Origin of the sequence: Mucilaginibacter sp. NFX135 (assembly GCF_048565145.1) — a bacterium.
Taxonomy (GTDB): domain Bacteria; phylum Bacteroidota; class Bacteroidia; order Sphingobacteriales; family Sphingobacteriaceae; genus Mucilaginibacter.
Map to the genome: position 1 here is coordinate 1 of NZ_CP183412.1, position 23,881 is coordinate 23,881.

At 44.4% G+C, this 23,881-nt stretch carries 21 protein-coding genes, 2 tRNA genes and 3 rRNA genes; 13 read left to right on the top strand and 13 right to left on the bottom strand.

Annotation, left to right across the window (positions count from 1 at the left end; genetic code table 11):
• Nucleotides 1-45: 45 nt before the first annotated feature.
• The 5 genes from rrf to ACNURT_RS00025 all read right to left on the bottom strand — a co-directional run bounded on the left by rrf (nucleotide 46) and on the right by ACNURT_RS00025 (nucleotide 5,510).
• Nucleotides 46-157 (bottom strand): 5S ribosomal RNA (gene rrf, locus ACNURT_RS00005).
• A 238-nt stretch (nucleotides 158-395) separates the two neighbouring features.
• A 23S ribosomal RNA gene (locus ACNURT_RS00010) occupies nucleotides 396-3,276 on the bottom strand.
• A 262-nt stretch (nucleotides 3,277-3,538) separates the two neighbouring features.
• Nucleotides 3,539-3,612 (bottom strand) — tRNA-Ala (locus ACNURT_RS00015).
• 96 nt (nucleotides 3,613-3,708) lie between these two features.
• Nucleotides 3,709-3,783 (bottom strand) — tRNA-Ile (locus ACNURT_RS00020).
• 205 nt (nucleotides 3,784-3,988) lie between these two features.
• Nucleotides 3,989-5,510 (bottom strand): 16S ribosomal RNA (locus ACNURT_RS00025).
• Together the 16S, 23S and 5S rRNA genes with 2 tRNA genes alongside form the textbook arrangement of a ribosomal RNA operon.
• An 824-nt stretch (nucleotides 5,511-6,334) precedes the next feature.
• Here ACNURT_RS00025 and ACNURT_RS00030 point away from each other — a divergent pair.
• Complete coding sequence (locus tag ACNURT_RS00030; RefSeq protein WP_419700000.1) at nucleotides 6,335-7,738, top strand: methyltransferase RsmF C-terminal domain-like protein; 1,404 nt, start codon at nucleotides 6,335-6,337, stop codon at nucleotides 7,736-7,738.
• A gap of 92 nt (nucleotides 7,739-7,830) precedes the next feature.
• Here the strand turns inward: ACNURT_RS00030 and ACNURT_RS00035 are convergent, their stop codons facing one another.
• From ACNURT_RS00035 to ACNURT_RS00045, 3 genes are all read right to left on the bottom strand, one after another.
• Complete coding sequence (locus tag ACNURT_RS00035) at nucleotides 7,831-8,196, bottom strand: CoA-binding protein (RefSeq protein WP_370998555.1); 366 nt, start codon at nucleotides 8,194-8,196, stop codon at nucleotides 7,831-7,833.
• Between the two features lie 99 nt (nucleotides 8,197-8,295).
• Nucleotides 8,296-8,781 carry a DinB family protein gene (locus ACNURT_RS00040; protein ID WP_419700001.1) on the bottom strand — a complete coding sequence of 162 codons (486 nt, stop codon included), beginning with the start codon at nucleotides 8,779-8,781 and terminating at the stop codon, nucleotides 8,296-8,298.
• Nucleotides 8,778-10,328 carry an NAD(P)/FAD-dependent oxidoreductase gene (locus ACNURT_RS00045; RefSeq protein ID WP_419700002.1) on the bottom strand — a complete coding sequence of 517 codons (1,551 nt, stop codon included), beginning with the start codon at nucleotides 10,326-10,328 and terminating at the stop codon, nucleotides 8,778-8,780. Before ACNURT_RS00045 ends, ACNURT_RS00040 begins: the two co-directional genes overlap by 4 nt.
• A 403-nt stretch (nucleotides 10,329-10,731) precedes the next feature.
• Here ACNURT_RS00045 and ACNURT_RS00050 point away from each other — a divergent pair, with 403 nt between their 5' ends.
• The 6 genes from ACNURT_RS00050 (at nucleotide 10,732) to ACNURT_RS00075 (ending at nucleotide 14,825) form a co-directional block, all read left to right on the top strand.
• Nucleotides 10,732-11,301 (top strand): RNA polymerase sigma factor, encoded by a 570-nt coding sequence (locus ACNURT_RS00050; protein ID WP_419700003.1) that lies wholly within the window; start codon nucleotides 10,732-10,734, stop codon nucleotides 11,299-11,301.
• 431 nt (nucleotides 11,302-11,732) lie between these two features.
• On the top strand, nucleotides 11,733-12,311 hold the full coding sequence (locus ACNURT_RS00055; RefSeq protein WP_419700004.1) for a LemA family protein: 579 nt from the start codon (nucleotides 11,733-11,735) through the stop codon (nucleotides 12,309-12,311).
• 121 nt (nucleotides 12,312-12,432) lie between these two features.
• The gene (locus ACNURT_RS00060; RefSeq protein ID WP_419700005.1) at nucleotides 12,433-12,867 is read left to right on the top strand and encodes a TPM domain-containing protein; all 435 of its coding nucleotides are present in this window, start codon (nucleotides 12,433-12,435) and stop codon (nucleotides 12,865-12,867) included.
• Nucleotides 12,868-12,879: 12 nt separating this feature from the next.
• Nucleotides 12,880-13,683: a TPM domain-containing protein gene (locus tag ACNURT_RS00065; protein WP_370998549.1), complete on the top strand. Its 804-nt coding sequence runs from the start codon at nucleotides 12,880-12,882 to the stop codon at nucleotides 13,681-13,683.
• 192 nt (nucleotides 13,684-13,875) lie between these two features.
• Entirely contained in the window at nucleotides 13,876-14,421 is a 546-nt protein-coding gene (locus ACNURT_RS00070) for an NUDIX hydrolase (RefSeq protein WP_419700006.1), read from the top strand.
• An 83-nt stretch (nucleotides 14,422-14,504) separates the two neighbouring features.
• Complete coding sequence (locus tag ACNURT_RS00075) at nucleotides 14,505-14,825, top strand: hypothetical protein (protein ID WP_419700007.1); 321 nt, start codon at nucleotides 14,505-14,507, stop codon at nucleotides 14,823-14,825.
• A gap of 280 nt (nucleotides 14,826-15,105) precedes the next feature.
• On the opposite strand, the gene ACNURT_RS00080 is transcribed toward ACNURT_RS00075, so the two are convergent.
• A complete protein-coding gene (locus ACNURT_RS00080; RefSeq protein WP_419700008.1) occupies nucleotides 15,106-15,564 on the bottom strand; it encodes a nuclear transport factor 2 family protein in 459 nt (152 codons plus the stop codon).
• A 34-nt stretch (nucleotides 15,565-15,598) separates the two neighbouring features.
• On the opposite strand from ACNURT_RS00080, the gene ACNURT_RS00085 reads away from it, so the two are divergent.
• Nucleotides 15,599-15,826, top strand: coding sequence for a DUF433 domain-containing protein (locus tag ACNURT_RS00085; RefSeq protein ID WP_419700009.1), 228 nt, complete (start codon nucleotides 15,599-15,601; stop codon nucleotides 15,824-15,826).
• Nucleotides 15,823-16,161, top strand: a complete 339-nt coding sequence (locus ACNURT_RS00090; RefSeq protein WP_419700010.1) for a DUF5615 family PIN-like protein — start codon at nucleotides 15,823-15,825, stop codon at nucleotides 16,159-16,161. Before ACNURT_RS00085 ends, ACNURT_RS00090 begins: the two co-directional genes overlap by 4 nt.
• Before the next feature lie 332 nt (nucleotides 16,162-16,493).
• Here ACNURT_RS00090 and folP read toward each other — a convergent pair whose 3' ends face one another.
• On the bottom strand, nucleotides 16,494-17,357 hold the full coding sequence (gene folP / locus ACNURT_RS00095; protein ID WP_419700011.1) for a dihydropteroate synthase: 864 nt from the start codon (nucleotides 17,355-17,357) through the stop codon (nucleotides 16,494-16,496).
• A gap of 156 nt (nucleotides 17,358-17,513) precedes the next feature.
• Between folP and ACNURT_RS00100 the strand changes: the two genes are divergently transcribed.
• From ACNURT_RS00100 to ACNURT_RS00115, 4 genes are all read left to right on the top strand, one after another.
• Entirely contained in the window at nucleotides 17,514-17,996 is a 483-nt protein-coding gene (locus ACNURT_RS00100; protein ID WP_419700012.1) for a DUF1599 domain-containing protein, read from the top strand.
• Between the two features lie 127 nt (nucleotides 17,997-18,123).
• Nucleotides 18,124-19,275, top strand: coding sequence for a BT_3928 family protein (locus ACNURT_RS00105; RefSeq protein WP_419700013.1), 1,152 nt, complete (start codon nucleotides 18,124-18,126; stop codon nucleotides 19,273-19,275).
• Between the two features lie 2 nt (nucleotides 19,276-19,277).
• Entirely contained in the window at nucleotides 19,278-20,336 is a 1,059-nt protein-coding gene (locus ACNURT_RS00110; RefSeq protein WP_419700014.1) for an ABC transporter permease, read from the top strand.
• A 108-nt stretch (nucleotides 20,337-20,444) separates the two neighbouring features.
• Complete coding sequence (locus tag ACNURT_RS00115; RefSeq protein WP_419700015.1) at nucleotides 20,445-20,951, top strand: shikimate kinase; 507 nt, start codon at nucleotides 20,445-20,447, stop codon at nucleotides 20,949-20,951.
• Here the strand turns inward: ACNURT_RS00115 and ACNURT_RS00120 are convergent, their stop codons facing one another.
• The 3 genes from ACNURT_RS00120 to rlmD form a co-directional block, all read right to left on the bottom strand.
• Nucleotides 20,952-21,461 carry a phosphoribosyltransferase family protein gene (locus ACNURT_RS00120; RefSeq protein ID WP_419700016.1) on the bottom strand — a complete coding sequence of 170 codons (510 nt, stop codon included), beginning with the start codon at nucleotides 21,459-21,461 and terminating at the stop codon, nucleotides 20,952-20,954.
• Nucleotides 21,462-21,574: 113 nt separating this feature from the next.
• Entirely contained in the window at nucleotides 21,575-21,970 is a 396-nt protein-coding gene (locus ACNURT_RS00125; RefSeq protein ID WP_419700017.1) for a hypothetical protein, read from the bottom strand.
• Between the two features lie 138 nt (nucleotides 21,971-22,108).
• The gene (rlmD, locus tag ACNURT_RS00130) at nucleotides 22,109-23,518 is read right to left on the bottom strand and encodes a 23S rRNA (uracil(1939)-C(5))-methyltransferase RlmD (protein WP_419700018.1); all 1,410 of its coding nucleotides are present in this window, start codon (nucleotides 23,516-23,518) and stop codon (nucleotides 22,109-22,111) included.
• Nucleotides 23,519-23,881 lie beyond the last annotated feature (363 nt).

A 23,881-nucleotide genomic window follows, 5' to 3' on the forward strand; every position in this document is an offset into this window, starting at 1 on the left:
ACACAAAAAAGCCCTTGACTGTTTCCAGCAAGGGCTTGATTTAAGATTGGGCACCGACCTACTCTCCCACGTTTTACCGCAGTACCATCGGCTCTGGCGGGCTTGACTTCTCTGTTCGGAATGGGAAGAGGTAGACACCGCCGATATAGGCACCTGAATATTTTATAGTTTACTATTGGAGTAAGGATTCGGGGAGTAAGGAGCAAGGATTATTTGTCCTTGATCTTTGTTCCATTCATCTTTTATCCTCAATAAACAATGACATATTATTGAAAGAAGTGATTGAGTTAAGAGAAAACAACAGACATTGTTGTTTAGTTTGTGGTTGATAGTTCATGGTTCATGGCACATATTACTATGATCTATGTTCCATTTGCTATCAACCCTTTTTCTATCTGAAGAAAGCTTCGGGCAATTAGTATTACTCGGCTATGATGTCACCACCTTTAGACCTGTAACCTATCAACGTAGTAGTCTCCTACGACCCTCAATGGAAGTCTCATCTTGTGGCTAGTTTCGCACTTAGATGCTTTCAGCGCTTATCTATTCCCAACGTAGCTACTCTGCAATACAGCTGGCGCCATAACAGATTCACCAGAGGTTAGTCCAACCCGGTCCTCTCGTACTAAGGTCAGCCCCACTCAAACTTCCTACGCCCACAACAGATAGGGACCGAACTGTCTCGCGACGTTCTGAACCCAGCTCGCGTGCCACTTTAATGAGCGAACAGCTCAACCCTTGGGACCTTCTCCAGCCCCAGGATGTGACGAGCCGACATCGAGGTGCCAAACCTCCCCGTCGATATGAGCTCTTGGGGGAGATCAGCCTGTTATCCCCAGCGTACCTTTTATCCTTTGAGCGATGGCCCTTCCATGCAGAACCACCGGATCACTATATCCGTCTTTCGACCCAGCTCGACTTGTCTGTCTCACTGTCAAGCAAGCTTATGCTATTGCACTCCACGTACGGTTACCAAGCGTACTGAGCTTACCTTTGAAAGCCTCCGTTACCTTTTTGGAGGCGACCACCCCAGTCAAACTACCCGCCAAACAATGTCCTCCGCTGTGCAGAGTTAGACACCAAATACAGAAAGGGTGGTATTTCAACGTTGACTAACCGACTCCTAGCGAAGCCGGATCACAGTCTCCCACCTATCCTACACATCCTGTATCCGATATCAATGTTAAGTTGTAGTGAAGGTGCATGGGGTCTTTCCGTCCCGTTGCGGGTAACCGGCGTCTTCACCGATACCACAATTTCACCGAGCTCATGGCTGAGACAGCGCCCAGATCGTTACACCATTCGTGCAGGTCGGAACTTACCCGACAAGGAATTTCGCTACCTTAGGACCGTTATAGTTACGGCCGCCGTTTACCGGGGCTTCGATTCAATGCTTCGCCTTGCGACTAACATCCCCTCTTAACCTTCCGGCACCGGGCAGGTGTCAGGCCATATACGTCATCTTTCGATTTTGCATAGCCATGTGTTTTTGTTAAACAGTCGCCTGGGCCTTTTCACTGCGGCTGACATTGCTGCCAGCGCCCCTTCTCCCGAAGTTACAGGGCCATTTTGCCGAGTTCCTTAGCCATGATTCACTCGAGCACCTTAGGATTCTCTCCTCGACTACCTGTGTCGGTTTACGGTACGGGTTTTTATAACCTGAAGCTTAGCGGGTTTTCTTGGAAGTCTGATTACCTGAACTATCACCTCGTCCGAAGATTTGGTGTACTATCAGCTTTCAGCAAGGTCTGCGTACTTAACTACAAACCCTATACCTACGGCCTTTAACGAACTATTCCGTCAGTTCGCGTCAGTGTCACTACTCCGTCACCGCATCGCAGTTATAAAAAGTACTGGAATATTAACCAGTTGTCCATCGGCTACGCCCTTCGGCTTCACCTTAGGCCCCGACTAACCCTGATCCGATTAGCGTTGATCAGGAAACCTTAGTCTTTCGGTGGGCGGGTTTCTCTCCCGCCTTATCGTTACTTATGCCTACATTTGCTTTTCTATAACCTCCACAGTCAGTTGTCCTTCCTGCTTCGCCGGCATATAGAATGCTCCCCTACCAGATGCATTGCTGCAAATCCATAGCTTCGGTATACTGCTTGATGCCCGTTTATTATCCATGCCCGATCGCTCGACTAGTGAGCTGTTACGCACTCTTTAAATGAATGGCTGCTTCCAAGCCAACATCCTAGCTGTCTGTGCAATCGGACCTCGTTAGTTCAACTTAGCAGTAATTTGGGGACCTTAGCTGATGGTCTGGGTTCTTTCCCTCTCGGCCCTGGACCTTAGCACCCAGAGCCTCACTCCAGCGTATATTAATAAGCATTCGGAGTTTATCTGGATTTGGTAGGATTTGACTCCCCCGCACCCAATTAGTAGCTCTACCTCTTATTAACTCAACCGCCAGGCTGTTCCTAAAAACATTTCGGGGAGTACGAGCTATTTCCCAGTTTGATTAGCCTTTCACCCCTACCCACAAATCATCCGGAAACTTTTCAACGTTTATCGGTTCGGTCCTCCAGTACCTGTTACGGCACCTTCAACCTGTCCATGGGTAGATCACAAGGTTTCGCGTCTACCTCCCCTGACTATACGCCCTATTCAGACTCGCTTTCGCTTCGGATCCGTGTCTTAAACACTTAACCTTGCCAGGGAAGAGTAACTCGTAGGCTCATTATGCAAAAGGCACGCCGTCACACATTACTATGCTCCGACCGCTTGTAAGTACACGGTTTCAGGTTCTATTTCACTCCCCTGTTCGGGGTTCTTTTCACCTTTCCCTCACGGTACTGGTTCACTATCGGTCTCTCAGGAGTATTTAGCCTTACCAGATGGTGCTGGTAGATTCCCACAAGGCGTCTCCGACCTCGCGGTACTCAGGATCCCACTATCCTATCATTACTTACCCGTACGCAGCTCTCATGCTCTATGGCCGGGTTTCCCACCCCGTTCCGGTTCATTTTGATATTCATATTGTGGTCCTACAACCCCTGCTATGCCGTAACATAACAGGTTTGGGCTTCTTCCATTTCGCTCGCCACTACTCTGGAAATCACTATTGTTTTCTCTTCCTCTGCTTACTTAGATGTTTCAGTTCAGCAGGTTCGCGCATTTATGCAACTAGTCTTCAACTAGTTAGGTTTCCCCATTCGGAAATCCGCGGATCAATTCATATTTGCTGATCCCCGCGGCTTATCGCAGCTTATCACGTCCTTCATCGCCTCTGAGAGCCAAGGCATCCCCCGTGTACCCTTTCTTACTTTCTTCTACTCTTGCGCCTTTTGCGCCGCAAGGTATGTCTTTATTTTAGTTAGTTATGATTCGGAGCAAGGATTTCTGGAGCAAGGAATAAGGACCGAAGTCTTTTATCCTTGTTCTTTCCGTCTTTGTTCCAAAGTCCACAACGTCCCTATTCTGTTGTTTTCTCTTGTTTCAATTACTTCTTCCAATATGTCAAAGAACTTTACCCCATTCCAATTAAATGGTCATTTGCATGATATCCTATCCTTTTCAGGAAACGGAGGGTGTGTGGAGAATAACGGATTCGAACCGTTGACCCCCTGCGTGCAAGGCAGGTGCTCTAGCCAGCTGAGCTAATCCCCCTAAAAGATGTGTTTGTAGTGAGTGGTTTATTAAGTGAGTGGTTTTAACTACTCTCTATTCAACCATTCTCTATGAACCCGCAGCTGTGCTGCGTTGTAGTCCCGAGCAGATTTGAACTGCTGACCCCTACATTATCAGTGTAGTGCTCTAACCAAGCTGAGCTACAGGACTTTTTTGATTTCGGATGTCGGATGTTCGATTTCGGATTCTTCTCGTCAATTCGGCAATCGTCTATCGTAATCGCTTACAATCCAGCCTCTCAGATGATCAAAGCCGCTATGCTGGCTTCATCTTTTGGGTTTTCTTTTGTTTTTTATTTAAGAAATAATCATGTAGGTAACACTTGTTATAGTACTTACTGTGGAAACTGCTCCAGAAAGGAGGTATTCCAGCCACACCTTCCGGTACGGCTACCTTGTTACGACTTAGCCCCAGTTACCGACTTTACCCTAGGACGCTCCTTGCGGTTACGCACTTCAGGCACTTCCAGCTTCCATGGCTTGACGGGCGGTGTGTACAAGGCCCGGGAACGTATTCACCGCGTCATTGCTGATACGCGATTACTAGCGAATCCAACTTCACGGGGTCGAGTTGCAGACCCCGATCCGAACTGTGAACAGCTTTAAGAGATTGGCATCCTGTTGCCAGGTAGCTGCCCTCTGTACTGCCCATTGTAGCACGTGTGTAGCCCCGGACGTAAGGGCCATGATGACTTGACGTCGTCCCCTCCTTCCTCTCTATTTGCATAGGCAGTCTGTTTAGAGTCCCCACCTTGACGTGCTGGCAACTAAACATAGGGGTTGCGCTCGTTGCGGGACTTAACCCAACACCTCACGGCACGAGCTGACGACAGCCATGCAGCACCTAGTTTCGTGTCCCGAAGGACTAAAGCGTCTCTGCTTTATTCACTAACTTTCAAGCCCGGGTAAGGTTCCTCGCGTATCATCGAATTAAACCACATGCTCCTCCGCTTGTGCGGGCCCCCGTCAATTCCTTTGAGTTTCACCCTTGCGGGCGTACTCCCCAGGTGGAATACTTAACGCTTTCGCTTAGACGCTGACCGTATATCGCCAACATCGAGTATTCATCGTTTAGGGCGTGGACTACCAGGGTATCTAATCCTGTTTGATCCCCACGCTTTCGTGCCTCAGTGTCAATCAAACCATAGTAAGCTGCCTTCGCAATTGGTGTTCTGTGACATATCTATGCATTTCACCGCTACTTGTCACATTCCGCCTACCTCTAGTTCATTCAAGTTCTTCAGTATCAAAGGCACTGCGACAGTTAAGCTGCCGTCTTTCACCCCTGACTTAAAGAACCACCTACGCACCCTTTAAACCCAATAAATCCGGATAACGCTTGGATCCTCCGTATTACCGCGGCTGCTGGCACGGAGTTAGCCGATCCTTATTCTTACTGTACATTCAGCTTGATTCACGAATCAAGGTTTATTCCAGTATAAAAGCAGTTTACAACCCATAGGGCCGTCTTCCTGCACGCGGCATGGCTGGTTCAGGCTTCCGCCCATTGACCAATATTCCTTACTGCTGCCTCCCGTAGGAGTCTGGTCCGTGTCTCAGTACCAGTGTGGGGGGTCATCCTCTCAGATCCCCTAAACATCGTAGCCTTGGTAAGCCGTTACCTTACCAACTAGCTAATGTTCCGCATGCCCATCTTGTTCCTATAAATATTTGATTATTAAACGATGCCATTCAATAATGTTATGCGGTCTTAATCTCTCTTTCGAGAGGCTATCCCCCTGAACAAGGTAGGTTACATACGTGTTACGCACCCGTGCGCCACTCTCATGGAAAGCAAGCTCTCCAATCCCGTCCGACTTGCATGTATTAGGCCTGCCGCTAGCGTTCATCCTGAGCCAGGATCAAACTCTCCATTGTAAAATGTTTTGTTTGTCTCTGACCCTATTATTAATAATAGAATCTGTATGGTGAGCTGGCAGTTGGCAGTTGTCAGTTTGCACTAACCACTATCTCTTTTCCACTCACCCTGTTATCTTTATACAGCTTCCCGCTTTCTTATAACGCACCGGAAGGGTTTAGTTTCCGATCGTTACGCTACATGATTTTCTATTTCTTAAAAGAACTTGGCGCTTCACTATCTCAGATCCGCTTTATAATCTTGAAGTTTTTATACTCCTTAACTTTTCATTTTTGTCCGCCGGAATCGCTCCGGCCTCTCTTTTGTTACTCGCTTCCTTTCGTCCGCTTTCTCTCTTTTGTTACTCATTAACCTTCGTTAACTTTCTCTTTGTTTTGCTACCAAAATCGCTTTGGCTTTTCCCCTTATCTCTCTCAGCGTTTCCGCTTTTTTCTTTCCTTCGTTTCGGGAGTGCAAAGGTAGAAACCTTTTTCTATTTTCCAAAACTTTTTTTTCTTTTTTTTATTCTAAAGTTTTGACCGCCTTTCCTCTCTTTTCTCTTCCTCCCCAGCGGGCTGCAAAGGTGCGAATCTTATTTCAATTTACCAAGTGAAATTTTCACTTTTTTAAACTTTTTTTTATTCGCTAAATCTTCAAAAAACAACGCCCTTTTTCCTTGAGCGGCCACAAATGTACAGAGAAAAACACTTACGCTCCAAGAGAAATTTTGAAATAATTAAAACTATTTTACAACTACCTGTAAACTAACCCTAAATTCATTCACCACACCCTTACTTCAGCCCATAATAATAGCATTTACCTTATTTGTATATTTGAAAAGTATATGAACAAGCACCCATTTCCCGAAAACTTCCTGGCCTCATTGAGCGCAGAAAACGGATTTGATGAGCAAAATTTTATAAATGCTCATGAAAATTCTGATGCGCCTACATCTATAAGGTTAAATCCTTTTAAACCTTCGGCCTTAAAAACGGGCGCGCAAGTGCCCTGGTGCGCCGATGGTTTTTATTTAGATACCCGCCCGTCCTTCACTTTTGATCCGCTTTTTCATGCCGGATGTTATTATGTACAGGAAGCATCATCCATGTTTATTGATCATATCATCAAACACATCAGGCAAAACAAGCAGCAACCTGTTAAGGTGCTCGATCTTTGCGCGGCGCCGGGCGGTAAAAGCACCCTGCTTAATTCAGCTATCGGGGCCGACGATCTACTACTGGCTAATGAGATCATTAAAACACGCGTACCTGTATTAACAGATAACCTGAGCCGCTGGGGTCAAAGCAATGTGATTGTTAGTAATAACGACCCGAAAGACATCGGTCGTTTGAAAAGCTTTTTTGATATCATCCTGGTTGATGCACCCTGCTCCGGCTCCGGCATGTTCCGGAAAGATCCGCAGGCCATGAACGAATGGTCTGAGGCCAACGTCAATCTTTGTCATCAACGGCAGGAACGTATTCTGGCCGATATATTACCCGCCTTAAATGAGGATGGCTACCTTATATATAGTACCTGCTCTTACTCACACCAGGAAAACGAGGATATACTGGATTGGCTTTGCCAGGAATTTGACCTCGAAAGTATTCGCATACCTATATATAAGGACTGGGGTATTGTTGAAACCGAATCGCCCCTGCAAAAAGTATGGGGTTACCGCTTTTATCCGGGCAAAGTAAAGGGCGAAGGTTTATTTGCCTCCTGCCTGCGCAAGAAAAACAATACCGGCGAACTGGGCAATTTTAAAAACAACATGCAGCAAAAAATAAGCAGCAAGGAAATTGACCAAATAAAGGCCTATCTTAATAACCCCGAAAGTTTTTATTATTTTAAAGTGAATGAAGACTGGCTGGCCATTAACCGCGCTCATAAAGAAAGCCTCAATATTTTGCAGCGCCATCTGTATCTTAAAAAATCCGGCGTGCGCGTTGGTAAACTGATGGGGAAAGATCTGATACCCGATCATGAACTTGCCCTAAGTACTATTATAAATAAGGACGCGGTTTTACAAACAGAGCTTAACTATGATCAGGCTATCCAATACCTGCGCCGGGATAACATCGATTTGAATCCTACCCAAAAAGGATGGAGCCTCATGACCTTTGAAGGCCATACGCTGGGCTGGGCCAAGCTATTGCCCAATCGTATTAACAATTATTTCCCAAAAGAGATCAGGATCATCAATCAGGCTCAAGCCCCCCAGCCCCCTAAAGGGGGGAGCTTTTGATTAGCATGATCCCTAAAAAAAAGAGACACATATAATGTGTCTCTACATAAAAAATCATTTGCTAAGAGTTCCCCCTTCAGGGGGCTAGGGGGTTAATAATCACCTATAGATAACAACACCAGCGTACAGGCATTCTCTGTTTGGATACCTTTCTCGTTGGCCAGGCGGCGCAGTTCGGAGTTTTCGGTGCCAGGGTTAAATATGATGCGTTTGGGATTGGTATCTAATATATAATTATACAGCGGCGGTTGGTTTTGCGGGCCAACGTATAAAGTTACCGTATCAATATCGTGATGGATGGTTTCGGGCTTTTCAATGGGTACCCCTGCTACCTCACCTGTTTTTATCCCTACGTTTACTATGGTGTGTCCTTTGCTTACCAACCGGTTCGAGGCCAGGTAAGCGTATCTGCTGGGATCAGGTGTAGCACCCAATACCAATGTTTTTTTATTATCCATATAATTGAGGCGATTTCACTGATTGCTTTTTGATTACACCGACAATCAGTGTAATCTTTCCAAAATCAGTGTAATCTTATTTAATCGGTGAAATCCTGCTTAATTAGTAATTATCCTTTTTAATAGCGCTATCTGGGCCGAGTGGTATATATGATGTTGTATCAATCCGTTGATCAGTTCTTCATAGGTAACACCGGTTCCCTGTTCGCGGTTCCTTTCGTCGTTTGTTGGCTCATTCCATTGATCCGGAGGGAAGTTTTGGATGATGCCAATCAAATTTACGTTAACCAGCTTCAAATCTTCAACATAATTCTGCCATTTTTGCTCCTCAGGTTTCCCGGTTGTGGGCCAGTCGCCACTGGTGGGTACGCCAGATGGCAAACCGTTCATCCTGTCCATAACTTCTTCTGTCCAGGCAATCATATGCAGTACTATTTCGGCTATGTTATGTACGGAACCCGGCGGCTTTTCGTAAGCAGTTTCAAAACTGATGCTTTTTAGAATGGTATAAACCGGGGAGCCATACCAGGGATCGCCTGACAATACGTTTTGCAATTCATGCGAAAGATTTTCTGAGGTGCTCATGCTAATATTTTTAAAGTTGCCAAAGCGCAGTTGATACCATCAATAGCAGCAGAAATAATGCCACCCGCGTAACCGGCACCTTCGCCACAGGGAAATAAGCCCTGGACCTGCGGGTGCTGCAGCGTTCCTTTATCGCGCGGAACTTTTACCGGCGATGATGTGCGCGACTCTACGCCTACTAATATAGCTTCATTTGTATAATAACCTTTCATTTTGCGGCCAAATGCAGGCAAGGCTTTTTGCAACCGTTGGTGTATCCATAAAGGTAACACTTCTTTCAGCTCCGTACTTTTGGTTCCGGGCAGGTAGGAGTTTACTGGCAGATCATTTGATAGCCGTCCTTCTACAAAATCAACCATGCGTTGCCCGGGCGCAACCAGGTTACCGCCGCCAGCTACAAAAGCTGCTTTCTCAATCTCCTGCTGAAAACGCAGCATCTTGAACGGATCCGCATCATCACCGGCCACATCTTCCATATTAATTTGTACTACCGTACCGGAATTAGCGAAAGGATTGTTCCGTTTGGATGGGCTCCAGCCGTTCACTACAATTTCATCAGGCTCTGTAGCACAAGGTGCTATGATACCACCGGGGCACATGCAAAAAGAGAACACCCCCCTATCCTCCACCTGCTCCACCAGGTTATAATAGGATGGCGGCAGATCCGGACCGCGGTATTCGCAATGATATTGAGCACGGTCGATAATTTCCTGCGGGTGTTCTATCCTCACCCCTAAAGCGAAAGGTTTAGCCTCAATCAGTATATTTTGATGATGCAGCATTTCAAAAACATCACGTGCCGAGTGACCCGTAGCCAGTATCACCGCGTCGGCTGTCAGCTTTTCGCCATTGGCCAGTTTTACACCTTTTATTTTACCAAATTCCACCAGTAAACTGGTCACTTTGCTATCAAATAAGATTTCTCCACCAGCGTTCAGTATGGTTTCGCGCATGGCGGTAATGATCTGCGGCAGCTTATTGGTGCCGATGTGCGGCCGGGCATCTATCAATATATTCTCTTCAGCCCCGTGTGCCACAAACATTTTCAGCACCTGGTTCACATCACCGCGCTTGGTAGACCGGGTATATAATTTACCATCGGAGTAAGTACCCGCTCCCCCTTCGCCAAAACAATAGTTCGATTCGGGATTAACCAGGCCTTGTTTGTTGATATTGGCCAGATCACGGCGGCGCTGTTTTACATCTTTACCGCGTTCCACAATAATGGGCTTTAATCCCGATTGGATACATTGCAGTGCAGCGAAGATCCCCGCCGGGCCCGCGCCTACTATAATAACAGGCCGGCCAAACTGCACATGGGGATAATTAACAGTAAATATTTCGGGCTGATACGGCTGGTCTAAAAACACCTGCACCTGCATCCGGTAAACCACCTTACGGCCGCGCGCATCGATAGATCGTTTTAAAACTTGTACCGCCGAAACTTTTTGGGGTTGAATATTTAAAGAAGCCGCCGCTAAGCGGGTTATTACGGCTTCGTCTTCCTGGTGCCCGGGAGGGCATATTATTTCTACTTCTTTGATCATAATTTATTGCCGGGTTTTTATCCCGGATCGGTGCAAAGGTAGTGAAAAAAGGCCTCACCAAAAGGGTCGACTCACCCCGTCTTCGCTCCGCTCGACACCTCTCTCTGCTACGCATAGAGGGGAACAGAATTAGTTACATTTTTCTCCCTCTTTCCGCCGAAGGCGAAGAGAGGGATGACGAGCGAAGCGATGTCAGGGTGAGTCTAAACCGCGGGGCATTCCCCTCCCCCCAAAAGGGTGATATTCGCTAAATCACCAGAAAATAAACTGTCCGCCCGTGCACATTAACCGTCCGCTATCGAACAGTTTCAAATGGCCATTAAAATTTATTTCTCTGAAAATCAATAATTTATGATATGGCATTCATATTGGCATAGGCTCGTTATAAAAATTACAACACAAAATGAATATCGCCGAAGACCGCTTGATGACCCTATGGGAAGGATGTTTGAAAAACGACCGCAAGCAACAGGAACAATTATACAGGGCCTTAGCCCCAAGAATGCTGGCAGTTTGCATGCGTTATGCAACTGATAAAGACGGAGCGCAGGATATACTGCAGGAAGGTTTCATAAAAATGTTCAAAAACATGAACAACTATCGTGGCGATGGCAGCCTCGAAGGATGGATCCGCCGCATCATGGTACATTGCGCTATATCACGTTACCGCAAATTAAAACCCATGGTTTTGGTTGAAGATTTTGCTGCCGAAAACAACATGCCCATGAGCAAATCATACAACGATAACGGCCTGGAAGCAAAAGACCTGATGAAACTGATCCAAAAACTACCCAAAACTTACCGCTCAGTATTTAGCATGTATGCTATTGAGGGCTATTCACATCAGGAAATTGGTAATTCATTGGGCATGACCGAGTTGTTGTCACGCACTACCTTATATCGTGCACGTAATATTTTAAAAGACATGATCAGCCAGCTTACCATGCGTGAACAGCATTGCCTGGCAGGGTAATCAGCCTCTTACCCTGCCTCCTTTTTGAACCTCCAATTCTGAATCAACCGCTAATTCAGTTATACACTTATCACCGCCGCAGTTCAGGCAACCCGCCTGAACTTATCCTCAGTAACAATAAAAGCTCATTTCATAATCACCATACTTGTTTGTCATCCTGAGGAACGAAGGATCTATTCTACAATTGAAAAGTTCAATAATAGATGCTTCACTCCGTTCAGCATGACAAATCTATTTTTCTATCAACGAAATGCCGAGGGGCGAGACATCCCCTATCATAAAATCATATCAGTCCTTTAATCGTGTACCACAAATGTTTTGACTATCTTTAGCAATGCGTATCTTGTCATGTTGTCATAACTATTAGCTGTTGTAACAACGGTACGCCTTTTGTAATCTAAAATCCAAAACATCACTAAAAACATCATTAAATGAAAAAGTTATTCTCGGTAATATTAATTATAGCGGCGGCTATGTCATTAAGCTCATGCAGTTATAACAGCATGGTTAAAATGGACGAAAACGTAAAAACCAAGTGGGCGGCCGTTCAAAGCCAGTATCAGCGCCGCAGCGATCTGATCCCTAACCTGGTAAATACCGTTAAAGGAGCTGCCAATTTTGAAAAAAGCACTTTGACCGCCGTTGTGGAAGCACGCGCCAAAGCAACATCCGTACAGGTTGACCCTACCAAGCTAACTCCTGAATCTATCAAAGCTTTTCAGGCAGCACAGGGTGAATTGAGTACCGCATTGGGCCGCTTACTGTCGGTAACCGAAAACTATCCAAACTTAAAAACCAACGAAAACTTCCTGGGTTTGCAGGCGCAGATAGAAGGTACCGAAAACCGCATACAGGTAGCCCGTCAGGATTTTAATACTTCTGTGCAGGAATTTAATACCAAGATCCGCTCATTCCCGGCCAATATAACTGCCAAAATGTTTGGCTTTAGCGAAAAAGGCTATTTCACCGCCGAACCCGGAGCTGATAAAGCGCCAAAGGTTCAATTTTAATTATTATTGAATTACTGAGTTATTGAATTAGTGATTTGGGCTTCAGCAATACGTCCAGTCACTAATTAATTACCTCTTTAATTCAATAACTCAGTAATTCAATAATTCAGTAATTAAAAAGATGGCAGTATTTACCGATGAAGAGCAGTTGCGGATACGCAAAGCTATACAGGAGGCCGAGAACCGCAGCTCGGGCGAGATCCGGGTATGCATCGAAAAAAAATGCAGCGAGGATGTGCTTGACCGTGCCGCTAAATATTTTTACCAGCTTAATATGCACAAAACCAAACTGCGCCATGGCATATTGATTTATGTAGCTACTGTCGACCGTAAGTTTGCTATTATAGGCGATGCCGGTATCAATTCTGTAGTACCTGCCGATTTCTGGGACGCTACCAAGGAGGATATGCTGCAGCATTTTAAGTATGGGGATATTATAGAAGGCATTGTTACCGGTTTAAAAATTGCCGGCGAACAGTTGCAGAAATATTTTCCGCATACGCAGGACAATAACAATGAATTGCCCGATGACATTGCCTTTATGGATGGCGATTAACCCTTAAAACTCATGTTCAAAAAAATCATATTGTTCTTTAGCCTGGTGTTGTGCGCCTTTGTGGCCTTCGCGCAGGATTTCCCGGAACGATCAACCACGCTGGTTACCGATTATACCAATACCCTATCGGCCGATGATAAACAACGGCTGGAAAGTAAACTGGTGGCCTTTAACGATTCTACCTCTACTCAGATCGCTATTGTGATCATCAAATCGGTAGGGAATTATGACATCGCTGAATACGGCGCTGCACTGGGGCGTAAATGGGGTATCGGGCAAAAAGGAAAAAATAATGGCATACTGATTCTGGTAGCCCTTGCCGATCGGAAACTTACCATTCAAACCGGCTACGGTGCCGAAGGTGCATTGCCCGATATTGTAACCCAGGAGATCAGGGTGAATGATATTAACCCACGTTTTAAACAAGGCGACTATTATGGCGGGTTAAATGCCGGCGTAGACCAGATCATTAAGTATACCAAAGGCGAATACAAGGCCGATAAAAAACCGCAGGCTAAACAAAATGGCGGCGGCGGTGGCAGTGTACTCATTGTCATTATCATCGTTATTGTGATCATCATACTTATCTTCCGTAACCGGGGTGGTGGCGGTGGTCGCCAGATCATTGGCAGTCGTGGCGGAGCCAGTCCGTTCTGGTGGTTCCTGGCTGGCAATATGCTGGGTCGCGGCAGTGGCGGTGGTGGCGGCTGGGGAGGTTTCAGCGGTGGCGGTAATGATAGTGGTGGCGACAGCGGAGGCTTTGGCGGTTTCGGCGGTGGTGATTTCGGCGGTGGCGGCTCCAGCGGCAGCTGGTAGCGAAGCAATTAGTGAGTTATTGATTTATTGAATTAGTGATTTGAGGAATTGCTCTTATAGGAGATTTTCATTCATTTACTAAATCAATAATACTTTCTTATTCGCTAATTTAAATTCTCCAATCTCTAATTCACTAATTAAGCATTCCCCCAAATCACTAATTCAATAAATCAATAATACACTAATTAAATAATGGATCTCACCTGGAAACTACTTTCATCACATTATATACATAAAGGCCCTTGGGCTACCTTACGGCTCGATAAATGCGAAATGCCCGATGGCCGTATTGTTGATGATTACTACGTATTAGAGTACAACAACTGGGTTAACGGCGTAGCCATAACCGAAGACAATAAAGTGCTCATGGTAAAACAATACCGTCATGCGGCCGGCATCATATCGCTGGAAATCCCCGGTGGGGTGATTGATGGCGACGAAAAACCTGTGGAGGCCCTGCGCCGCGAATTGCTGGAAGAAACCGGCTACCAGTTTGATGATTTTGAGCTGATCTGTACTGTTTACGGTAATCCTGCAACGGCCAATAATCAAACTTTTACTTACCTGGCTAAAGGCGGCAAAAAAGTTCAGGGCCAGGCCTTGGATACTCATGAAGAACTGATTGTGGAAGAATACACCCTCGCCGAAGTAAAACAACTGCTGCTGGAAAACAAAGTAGTACAGGCCATGCACTGCGCCGGGCTGTTTTATGGCATGATGAAACTGGGAGTATTGTAGAACTTTTAAAGCCCCACTCGAGCGGGGCTTTCTCTGCATTCGCTTAAACCGTTTCAAAATTTTTATTATAATCAATGAGGGAAATGATAATTTATAGACCTGATATTTTAAAAAGGGTTGTAATATTTGGAGTTATTGGAGCTATAGCTTTAATAGGGCTTTGTATTTGGGGCCATTATAGTTATTTATCATCTAATTTTAATGGTCGTATCGATAGTGTAAGAGAGGGAGAGAAAGGGGATGCGATAATTATTATTAAACAAAAAGAATATGTTTTAGATGGGGCATGGAGTTACAGTTCGGGCAATAAAGTAGATATACAAAAAGGAGATTCGATTGTAAAATATAAAGACTCTACCCAAATTAAATTAATAAAGCCAAATGGAATGACTATCATTCATTAAATTCATTTTAGCCTGTGGTCGGTATTCTCACCGCACCACTCATAGCTGAACTTGAAAACATATAGTATGAAGCATGTGCAGTAGTGGTACGGTGAAAACACCGACCACAGGCTGAAAAAAGGGTGTCATGCTGAGCCCGTCGAAGCATGGTGGGCAGGCCTCTGCGCTCGACCTTCGACGGAGCTCAGGGTGACAGCCCTAATACCTCTTCAACATGTAAAGCCCTAAGTCGAAATTCCTCCTTTTATCAGCCCCAACTCACTACTCATCATTCAGGATACTACTCCGGGCAATTATCCTTCCGCCGCGTATCAACAATATAAATGATCTTCCAGCCATCTTTGGTTTTCAGCAGTTGGAAAACATCCACGCCACAATGACTGAATTTATCACCAACGTAAAATTTATAAGGCGTCCAGACACTCGCCAGGGGACCATCGATCTTGATGCTGTTAAAAACAATCCGTTCATCATATACCTCTTTATGCGGTGTACCTACTGATTTCAGAAAACCACTGGGATCTTCGTTAACCAATACCGGTGCTCCGGCCTTACTATCATTGATACTCTGAAAAACGATATGTTGATCAAACGTCGATCGCAACAGGGTACTATCTCCCTTGCGCATGGCATCAAACAGGGTATTAATAGTTTGCTTCACACCGGCCTCATCCGTTTGCTGGGCAAAAGTTTTGGATGACAGGAGTAATACGAATAATAGGAGTGGTAGATTTTTCATGATTAAATTTGATACAATTTAAGTAAATTTGAATATGTCACAAATTGATTTCAAACAATATATTGAAGTTAACGCCGAAATAAGATTCGGAAAACCGGTAATTAAAGGCACCCGAATTACCGTATATGATGTTTTACAATGGCTGGCGTCGGGCTTAAGCCATCAAGATATCTTAAATGACTTCCCTCAATTAAACGAGAATCATATTCTGGCCTGTCTTTCTTACGCAGCTAATAAAGAAAGAACTATAAAAGTGGCATGATCCGATTAATTGCTGATGAAAATATTTCCTGGCGCTTAAAAAAATCATTATCGCAATGGGATATATTGCCTTCAAATGAGATTAAACTGAACGAACGTCTGAGCGATTCTGCAATATGGCAGTTCGCAAAAACAAACAACTATACAATACTAACTTTTGATGAAGATTTTTGTGAGCTGCAAAATCTTTATTCTTTTCCCCCTAAAATTATCTGGTTGCGTACAGGAAATGTGAGTACCAAACAAATAGCCAACTTATTGATTTTTATGGAAGATGCTATTTTAACTTTTTTATCTGATGAAACTTTAGGCGTTTTTGAGTTATACCTTTTATAATCGTCATTCAGCTTAGTCCAGCGCTGGTTATAGCAATGCTAAAATATAGTTATTTAAAAGCATCGTTAATATTTCGTACCTTTATGTCAATAACGGCCCGGTTCTCCTTTTTTAAGGGAGCCGGGCTGTTTTATTAAGGGAAAAAACAGCCCAAAAACAGGCCATTTGGTAGGTAGTTATTTGACCATCAGCAATCTAATACTTTTTAGACCTAAAAAAACACGCTAAAACAGCGTTAAAATTTGTTAAAAAGTGTTAAAATCGACGTTTTCCGAGCGTTTTTTGATGAAAAACAGGCCGTTTTCGAGTCGAAATTTGTTAAAATTTGAGGTTTAAAAAGTTTTTGAGCTGTTAACCGCCTCCCAGATCTTCACCGTCTCGATGGCTTCTTTAACATCATGAACTCTTAGGATATTAGCGCCTTTCGTCAGGCCTATAGTATTCAAAACCGTGGTACCGTTCAGAGCTTCGGCAGCGGTTGTTTCGAGTAATCCATAGATCATCCGCTTGCGGGAGATACCTACTAAAGTGGGGAGGCCTAAAATATCAAAATCGTGCAGGCGGTTCATCAGGGTGTAATTATGTTCGCTCTTTTTAGCAAAACCAAAACCAGGGTCGATGACCACATCATGTACACCCAATTGCTTTAGCTGCTGATATCGTGACACAAAATAGTCCAGCACCTCGGTAAAAACATCATCGTACCGGGCCAATTGGTTCATAGTCTGTGGCGTTCCCTTCATATGCATCAAAATATAAGGAACCTGTAAACGGGCAACGGTGGCAAACATAGCCTCGTCCAAAGCTCCGCCCGATATATCATTGATGATATGTGCCCCGGCCTTGATAACAGCTTCTGCAACCTGCGCCCGAAAAGTATCTATGGACAGCACCGCATCTGGAAAAGCAGCCACAATAGCCTCAACAACAGGCAATAGTCGGTCGGTTTCCTCAGTAATGGAAATATCTTGGGCATTGGGGCGCGAAGAATACGCGCCGATATCTAAAAAAGCGGCGCCCTCGGCCAGCATTTTTTCGGCTTGCTGCAGGGCTTCGTCCACACCCGGCTTACGACTACCGGCGTAAAAGGAGTCCGGCGTAATATTAATGATCCCCATAACTTTGGGGGTCGACAGGTCTATCAGTTTACCTCCCGCGTTAAGGGTGATTTTTTTATGAACTGTATCTTTAGTCATGCGTTTTTACAAAGTTTAAATATTGTAATTTAGTTTAACTTTGCAGCATTGGCGTAAGCACGCTATATTCAAACGTTTCAACATTCAAATATTTCAAATTTGGCTAATACATCAGCAGAGTACGACGCAGTAATTAACACATGTAAGGGCCTTTTCATGAAAAAGACCCGCGACTACGGAACCGCATGGCGCATACTGCGCCCGCAGTCTATCACCGATCAGATATTTATAAAAGCCCAGCGCATACGCACGCTGGAAGAAAAAAAAGTATCAAAAGTAGGTGAAGACATTACCGGCGAATATATTGGCATAGTAAACTACTGCGTGATAGCTATGATGCAGCTGGAATGTAGTGCCGAAACCGCCATGGAACTCGCTCCCGATCATGTGGAACGCCTGTTTGACGATAGGGTAAAGGAAACCAAGGAACTCATGTTTGCCAAGAACCACGATTATGGCGAGGCCTGGCGCGATATGCGTATCAGTTCACTAACCGATCTGATACTGATGAAATTGCTGCGTGTTAAACAAATTGAAGATAACCAGGGCCTTACCGAAGCATCTGAAGGCGTAAAAGCCAATTACCAGGACATGCTCAATTATTCGGTGTTTGCTTTAATAAAATTAGGAGTACAATAGCACTTTGGGAACAAGGATTTTTGGAGCAAGGATAAAAGGAACAAAGAGCAAGGATTTTTAGAACAAAGAGCAAAGAAAAAGTCTTTGCTCCTTACTCCCAAAATCTTTGTTCTCATAAAGAACAACTATGAAAAACAGCTTTATTTGGTTTTGCAGGATAGCGGTTGGCCTGCTATTTATTTTTTCGGGACTGATCAAAGCCAATGATCCACTGGGTTTTTCGTACAAGCTGGAAGAATATTTTGAGGTTTTCCACATCATGTTCCTTAACAACTTTGCTCTTACTATAGCTATATTGCTATGTACATTGGAAATGCTTTTGGGTTTTGCCCTGCTTATCGGTGTTCGTGCGGTAAAAGTGGCCTGGGGTTTATTGTTGCTCATTATATTTTTTGGCTTTTTAACCTTCTACTCGGCGTTCTTTAAAGTAGTACAAACCTGCGGTTGCTTTGGTGATGCTATTCCGCTTACGCCATGGCAATCCTTTAGTAAGGATATGATCCTGCTGTTGCTGGTTTTGGTGCCTTTTATCAACCGCAAAAAAATACAGCCCATATTTAAGCCAAAAACAGCCGATAGATGGCTTATCGGAGCCGCCGTTATCGCATTAGGTTTTGGCATATATACTTATAATTTTATGCCGGTCATCGACTTTTTGCCTTATAAAATAGGTGCTAATATCCCCGATGAAATGAAAATTCCACCGGGAGTACAGCTGGATGAGTTTGAGGTAACCTACAATCTCAAAAACAAAAAGACCGGCGAAACCAAAACCATGAGCGATAAGGAATACCTGAAAACCAATATCTGGAAGGATGCTAATTGGGAAGTTGTAGGTAACCCGGAAAGCCGCCTGGTGAAAAAAGGTTTCGAACCTAAAATTCGCGACTTATCTATACAAGATGGGCAGGGTAATGATTATACCAAAGAGCTATTATCCAACCCGTTTTACAGCCTGGTTATAGTTGCTCATGATCTGGATAAAACCAATACCGAAGCAATAAACCGTTTAAACGCCCTGGCAATAAACGCTACCGAAAATTATAATATCCGTACCATATTGCTTACATCCAACTCGGCTCAAAGCGCTGAGGCATTTGCCAAAGCCCATAAACTGGTTACCGAAATTTTTTATGCCGACGGCGTTCCGCTAAAAGAAATGGTACGGGCCAATCCGGGTGTGCTGCTGCTTAAAAACGGTACGATCATTAATAAATGGCATTACCATACGGTACCAACTTATGATGGTTTAGTAAAAAAATACTTTCAGCAACAATAGCCATGATCCGTTACCTCATCCGCAAATTATTTTACGGACTGGCGGTAATGCTGGGTGTGGTGCTGGTGGTTTTTTTCCTGTTTAATATTTTACCTGTAGACCCGGCACGGATGACACAGGGCCAGCGTGCCGATGTACAATCATTACAAGCGGTACGTAAAGAATTTGGCCTGGATAAACCTATACCCGTACAATTTGCCTATTATCTGAATGATCTTTCGCCGGTGGGTATCCATCTAAATAATGCCGAAGAGCAGCAGCGCTATCATTATGCCAAATTGTTCGCGGTAGGTGATACCAAAGTATTGGCCATCAAATGGCCTTACCTTCGCCGGTCGTACCAAACCCGTAAGGATGTAGCTGGCTTGCTGATGGATGTGATACCCAATACATTGGTACTGGCAACCACGGCGATGATATTTGCCATTATTATAGGCGTGTTTCTGGGGGTACTAAGCGCGGTGAATAAAGATACGTGGATAGATAAACTGGCCATCAGTTTCTCGACATTGGGTATATCGGCACCGTCATTTTTCGCGGGGATCATTATTGCCTGGATCTTTGGATTTGAATTGAGCAAATATACAGGTCTCAACATGTCGGGCAGTTTATATAGCTATGATCCATTCAGGGGCGAAGTGATCAGCATCCGCAATTTAATACTACCCATGATTACCCTGGGCTTGCGCCCCCTGGCTATTATTGTACAGCTTACCCGCAACGCCATGCTGGATGTACTGGGGCAGGATTATATCCGCACCGCGAAGGCAAAGGGCCTTGGCAACCGGGCTATTATTTATCGTCATGCCTTAAAAAACGCATTGAACCCTGTGATCACCGCTATAGCTAACTGGTTTGCCTCATTGCTGGCGGGTTCGTTTTTTGTGGAATATATTTTTGGATATAATGGCCTGGGCAAAGCTACGGTGGATGCCCTGGAGATGTCGGATTTTCCGGTGGTGATGGGATCTATCCTTTTTATCGCCTTTATTTTTGTGGTGATCAGTATTCTGATCGATATTATTTATGTTTGGATCGATCCGCGGGTTAAATTAAGCTGATATAGTAAAGATGTGCAGATCTTAGATGTGCAATATGCAGATGAAACGGCCCAAAGCAGATGAGAATTCACTAATTCAATAACTCATTAATTCAATAATTACTACTGGATGAAGTACTTTTTAGTTGGTTTTATGGGCTGTGGCAAAACCACCTGGAGCCGTAAACTGGCAGCCAAATTAGGCTATGAATTTATTGATCTCGACCATGTACTTGAAGCAAAGGCTGGCATGAGCATTGCCGAATATTTTTCGAGTTTTGGCGAAGATGCCTTCCGCAAGCTGGAATCAGAAGTACTGAAAAAAACCGAATACCCGGAGAACGTGGTGATATCAACCGGTGGCGGGTTGCCCTGTTTTTTTGATCACATGCAATGGATGAATGCCAATGGCAAAACCCTTTACATTAAACTATCACCCAAAACACTGGCCGACAGGCTTAGCAACAGCAAAACCGTACGCCCGGTATTGCAGGGTAAACAAGGCGATGAACTGGTGGAGTTTATAACCGGCAAACTGGCCGAGCGTGAAGGTTTTTATTTACAGGCCAGCCACATTGTAGAAGGCATTGACATGTCTGTAGAAAAGCTGGAAGCGGCGCTGGGAATTGAGAGCTAATTACCTCAAATAAACCGCGTCTTCCTCACCATCTTCACCCAATACCACATCAACATGTTCTTTGATCACGGTCGAGAGGGCTACACCGGCAAAGTCGGTAGTTACGGGGAAGCTTTTATGATTACGGTCGATCAGTACGGCAGTACGTAGTTTTTTAAGGGGTACATCTAAAAACACAGCCAGACCATAAGCCAGTGTTTTACCGCTGTTCAGTACATCATCAACCAGTATCACTACTTTATTGCTGCATTCCTGAACATCAAAATTAACTTTAGCCTGCAGGGTACTGCTTTGCTTTTCCAGCTCAATGGTAAGTAGTTTGCTGGAGAAAGGCGCTATACCGTCTAAAATAGTTTTGATCCTTTCGGCAATATGATTACCACGGGGCAGTATGCCTGCTATCAGTATTTCCTGTTCGTCAAAGTTATCTTCCAGTATCTGGTAAGCAATACGGTCGAGCTTTTGCTCTATCTGGTGCTGATTTAGTATCAGGAGTTTCTTTTCAGACATGTGTGCTTTTTGTTGAAATGTTCTAATGTTCGAACGTTGTAATGTTTTTAAGTATCAACCTTGTAAATATACACCTTAACCTTTCAACTTTACAACATTGAAACCTTGCAACATCATTTCCCATACGGGAAATAAACAAAATTCGCACCCTCGGGTACCACCACAAAAACGCACATAAAATCGTTGGGATTTTTATAGCTGTTGATAAAACGGTCTTTCAGCTCGGGTTTAATGACGCCCCGTTCTTCAAACTCTTCGAGGGTTGATGCGTGGATGCTCCAATCGGTATTCAGATCGTTTCTGTCCAGGATAACCTCACCCAGTTTCAGTTCGTGCTGATGGGCTATAAAAATAGGATAAGAAGATAATCCCTCCATCATAATTTCGACAGCCACTTCATGGATCGATTCCTTAAAAATTTTAAGCTCACGTTCCAGGCTCAGCAGCGGGCTGTCATGAGCTGGTTTAGGGCTTTCATTGCCTTCGTTTAACAGATCTTCGGGTTGCATATTGACCGTTGATTTATTTGATTATGTTGATTTCGTTGATACTTCTTTTGTCCGAACCTTGATCCGTTGTATTAAAGTATTACCTAAATTTTTCTCTTTTGGTTTTTACTCTTTTTACTATGAACCATGATCTACGAACTAATTCCCCCGTAACACCAGCAACACTACATTTTCCACATGCTGTGTGTGGGGGAACATATCAACAGGTTGTATTTTTACCGTATCGTATTTCTCTTTGAGTACCAGCAGGTCGCGGGCCTGGGTAGCGGCATTGCAGCTTACATACACAATTTTCGGAGCCTCAATTTCCATCAGGCGGTTTACCACATCAGGGTGCATGCCCGCCCGCGGCGGATCGGTGATGATCACATCGGGTTTACCGTGTTCGGCCACAAAATCGGCAACCAGCACATCTTTCATGTCACCCGCGTAAAACTTGGTATTGGTGATATTATTGATGGCTGAGTTCACTTTAGCATCTTCAATGGCAGTAGGCACATATTCCACCCCCACTACCTCTTTTACATGGCCTGCAATAAAATTAGCTATAGTGCCGGCGCCAGTGTACAGGTCATATACCAGCTCATCACCTTTAAAACCAGCGAAATCGCGGGTTATTTCATACAGACGCAGGGCCTGGATGCTGTTGGTTTGGTAAAATGATTTTGGCCCAATGCGAAATTTGATGCCATTCATTTCTTCGTGAATATACTCCGGCCCTTTAAAGGCGATCACATCCTGGTCAAAAATGGTATCGTTCTTTTTTTGGTTGATGATGTACAGCAGCGAAGTGATCTCCGGGAAACCGGCATCAATAAAGTTCATCAGCTTGTTGACTTCCTCTTCGCTCACATAAGCAAATACCACAATAACCATTACCTCGCCGGTTGATGAAGTACGAACGATGAGGTTACGCAAGGCACCTTCGTGGTTACGCAGGTTATAAAAAGTATAACCCTGTGCTATCACAAAATCGCGGATGCTGTTACGCAGTGTGTTTGACGGTTCGGCTTGTAGATAGCAATGCTTTACATCCAGTATCTTATCAAACCTACCGGGGATATGAAATCCCAGCGCGTTCATGTTCAGGGTTTCATCTTCCTTGTTCTCGCCGTCGTACAGCCAGCGTTTATCAGAAAATGTATATTCTAACTTGTTGCGGTAATAACGGTCGGCTGGTGATGGCACAATATCCATGATACCCTCCACATCAACTTTGGCTATCCGACCCAAAGCATCAGCCACCGATTTTTGTTTGAATTTGAGCTGGCCGGTATAATCCATGTGCTGCCATTTGCAGCCTCCACAGGTGCCAAAGTGTTCACAAAAGGGTTCAACCCGGTATTCGGATGGTTGTTTAAGCGCGACTATACGGCCCTCGCCAAAATTCTTTTTGCTTTTGTAAACCTGTACATCGGCTATATCGCCGGGGATGGCTTTATCTACAAAAAGCACAAAATCGTCGGTTTTACCTACGCCTTTGCCTTCTTCGGCAATATCAATGATCCGGACATCCTCAAAAAACTTCTGTTTGGCAACTTTATTCATCAGGCTGCAAAGTTAACCGTATTTATTTAGGATAAAAGCAGGAGGTTAGAGATAAGCACAAAGTGGGTTTACATGGTTTACACTTTTCATGGTTAACACTGATTCAATTAATTGACAATCAATATATTAAATTAATTTTTATACAAAAAACTGGGTTTACATGTAAACCCAGTGTAAACGCATCTTGCTAAGGAGATAAGAGCCGGGAAATAAGAAAATGGCTAATTCCCCGACTCGCTTTTTGATTAAGGTTTAGGGTTTATAGATTCGGATTCATGAATTACCGGACAAAAGAATATCCGTTCCGCTTAAAAGCGAACCACAGAGAATACAATAAGCAATCAGGCGAACAAGCTTAGGATA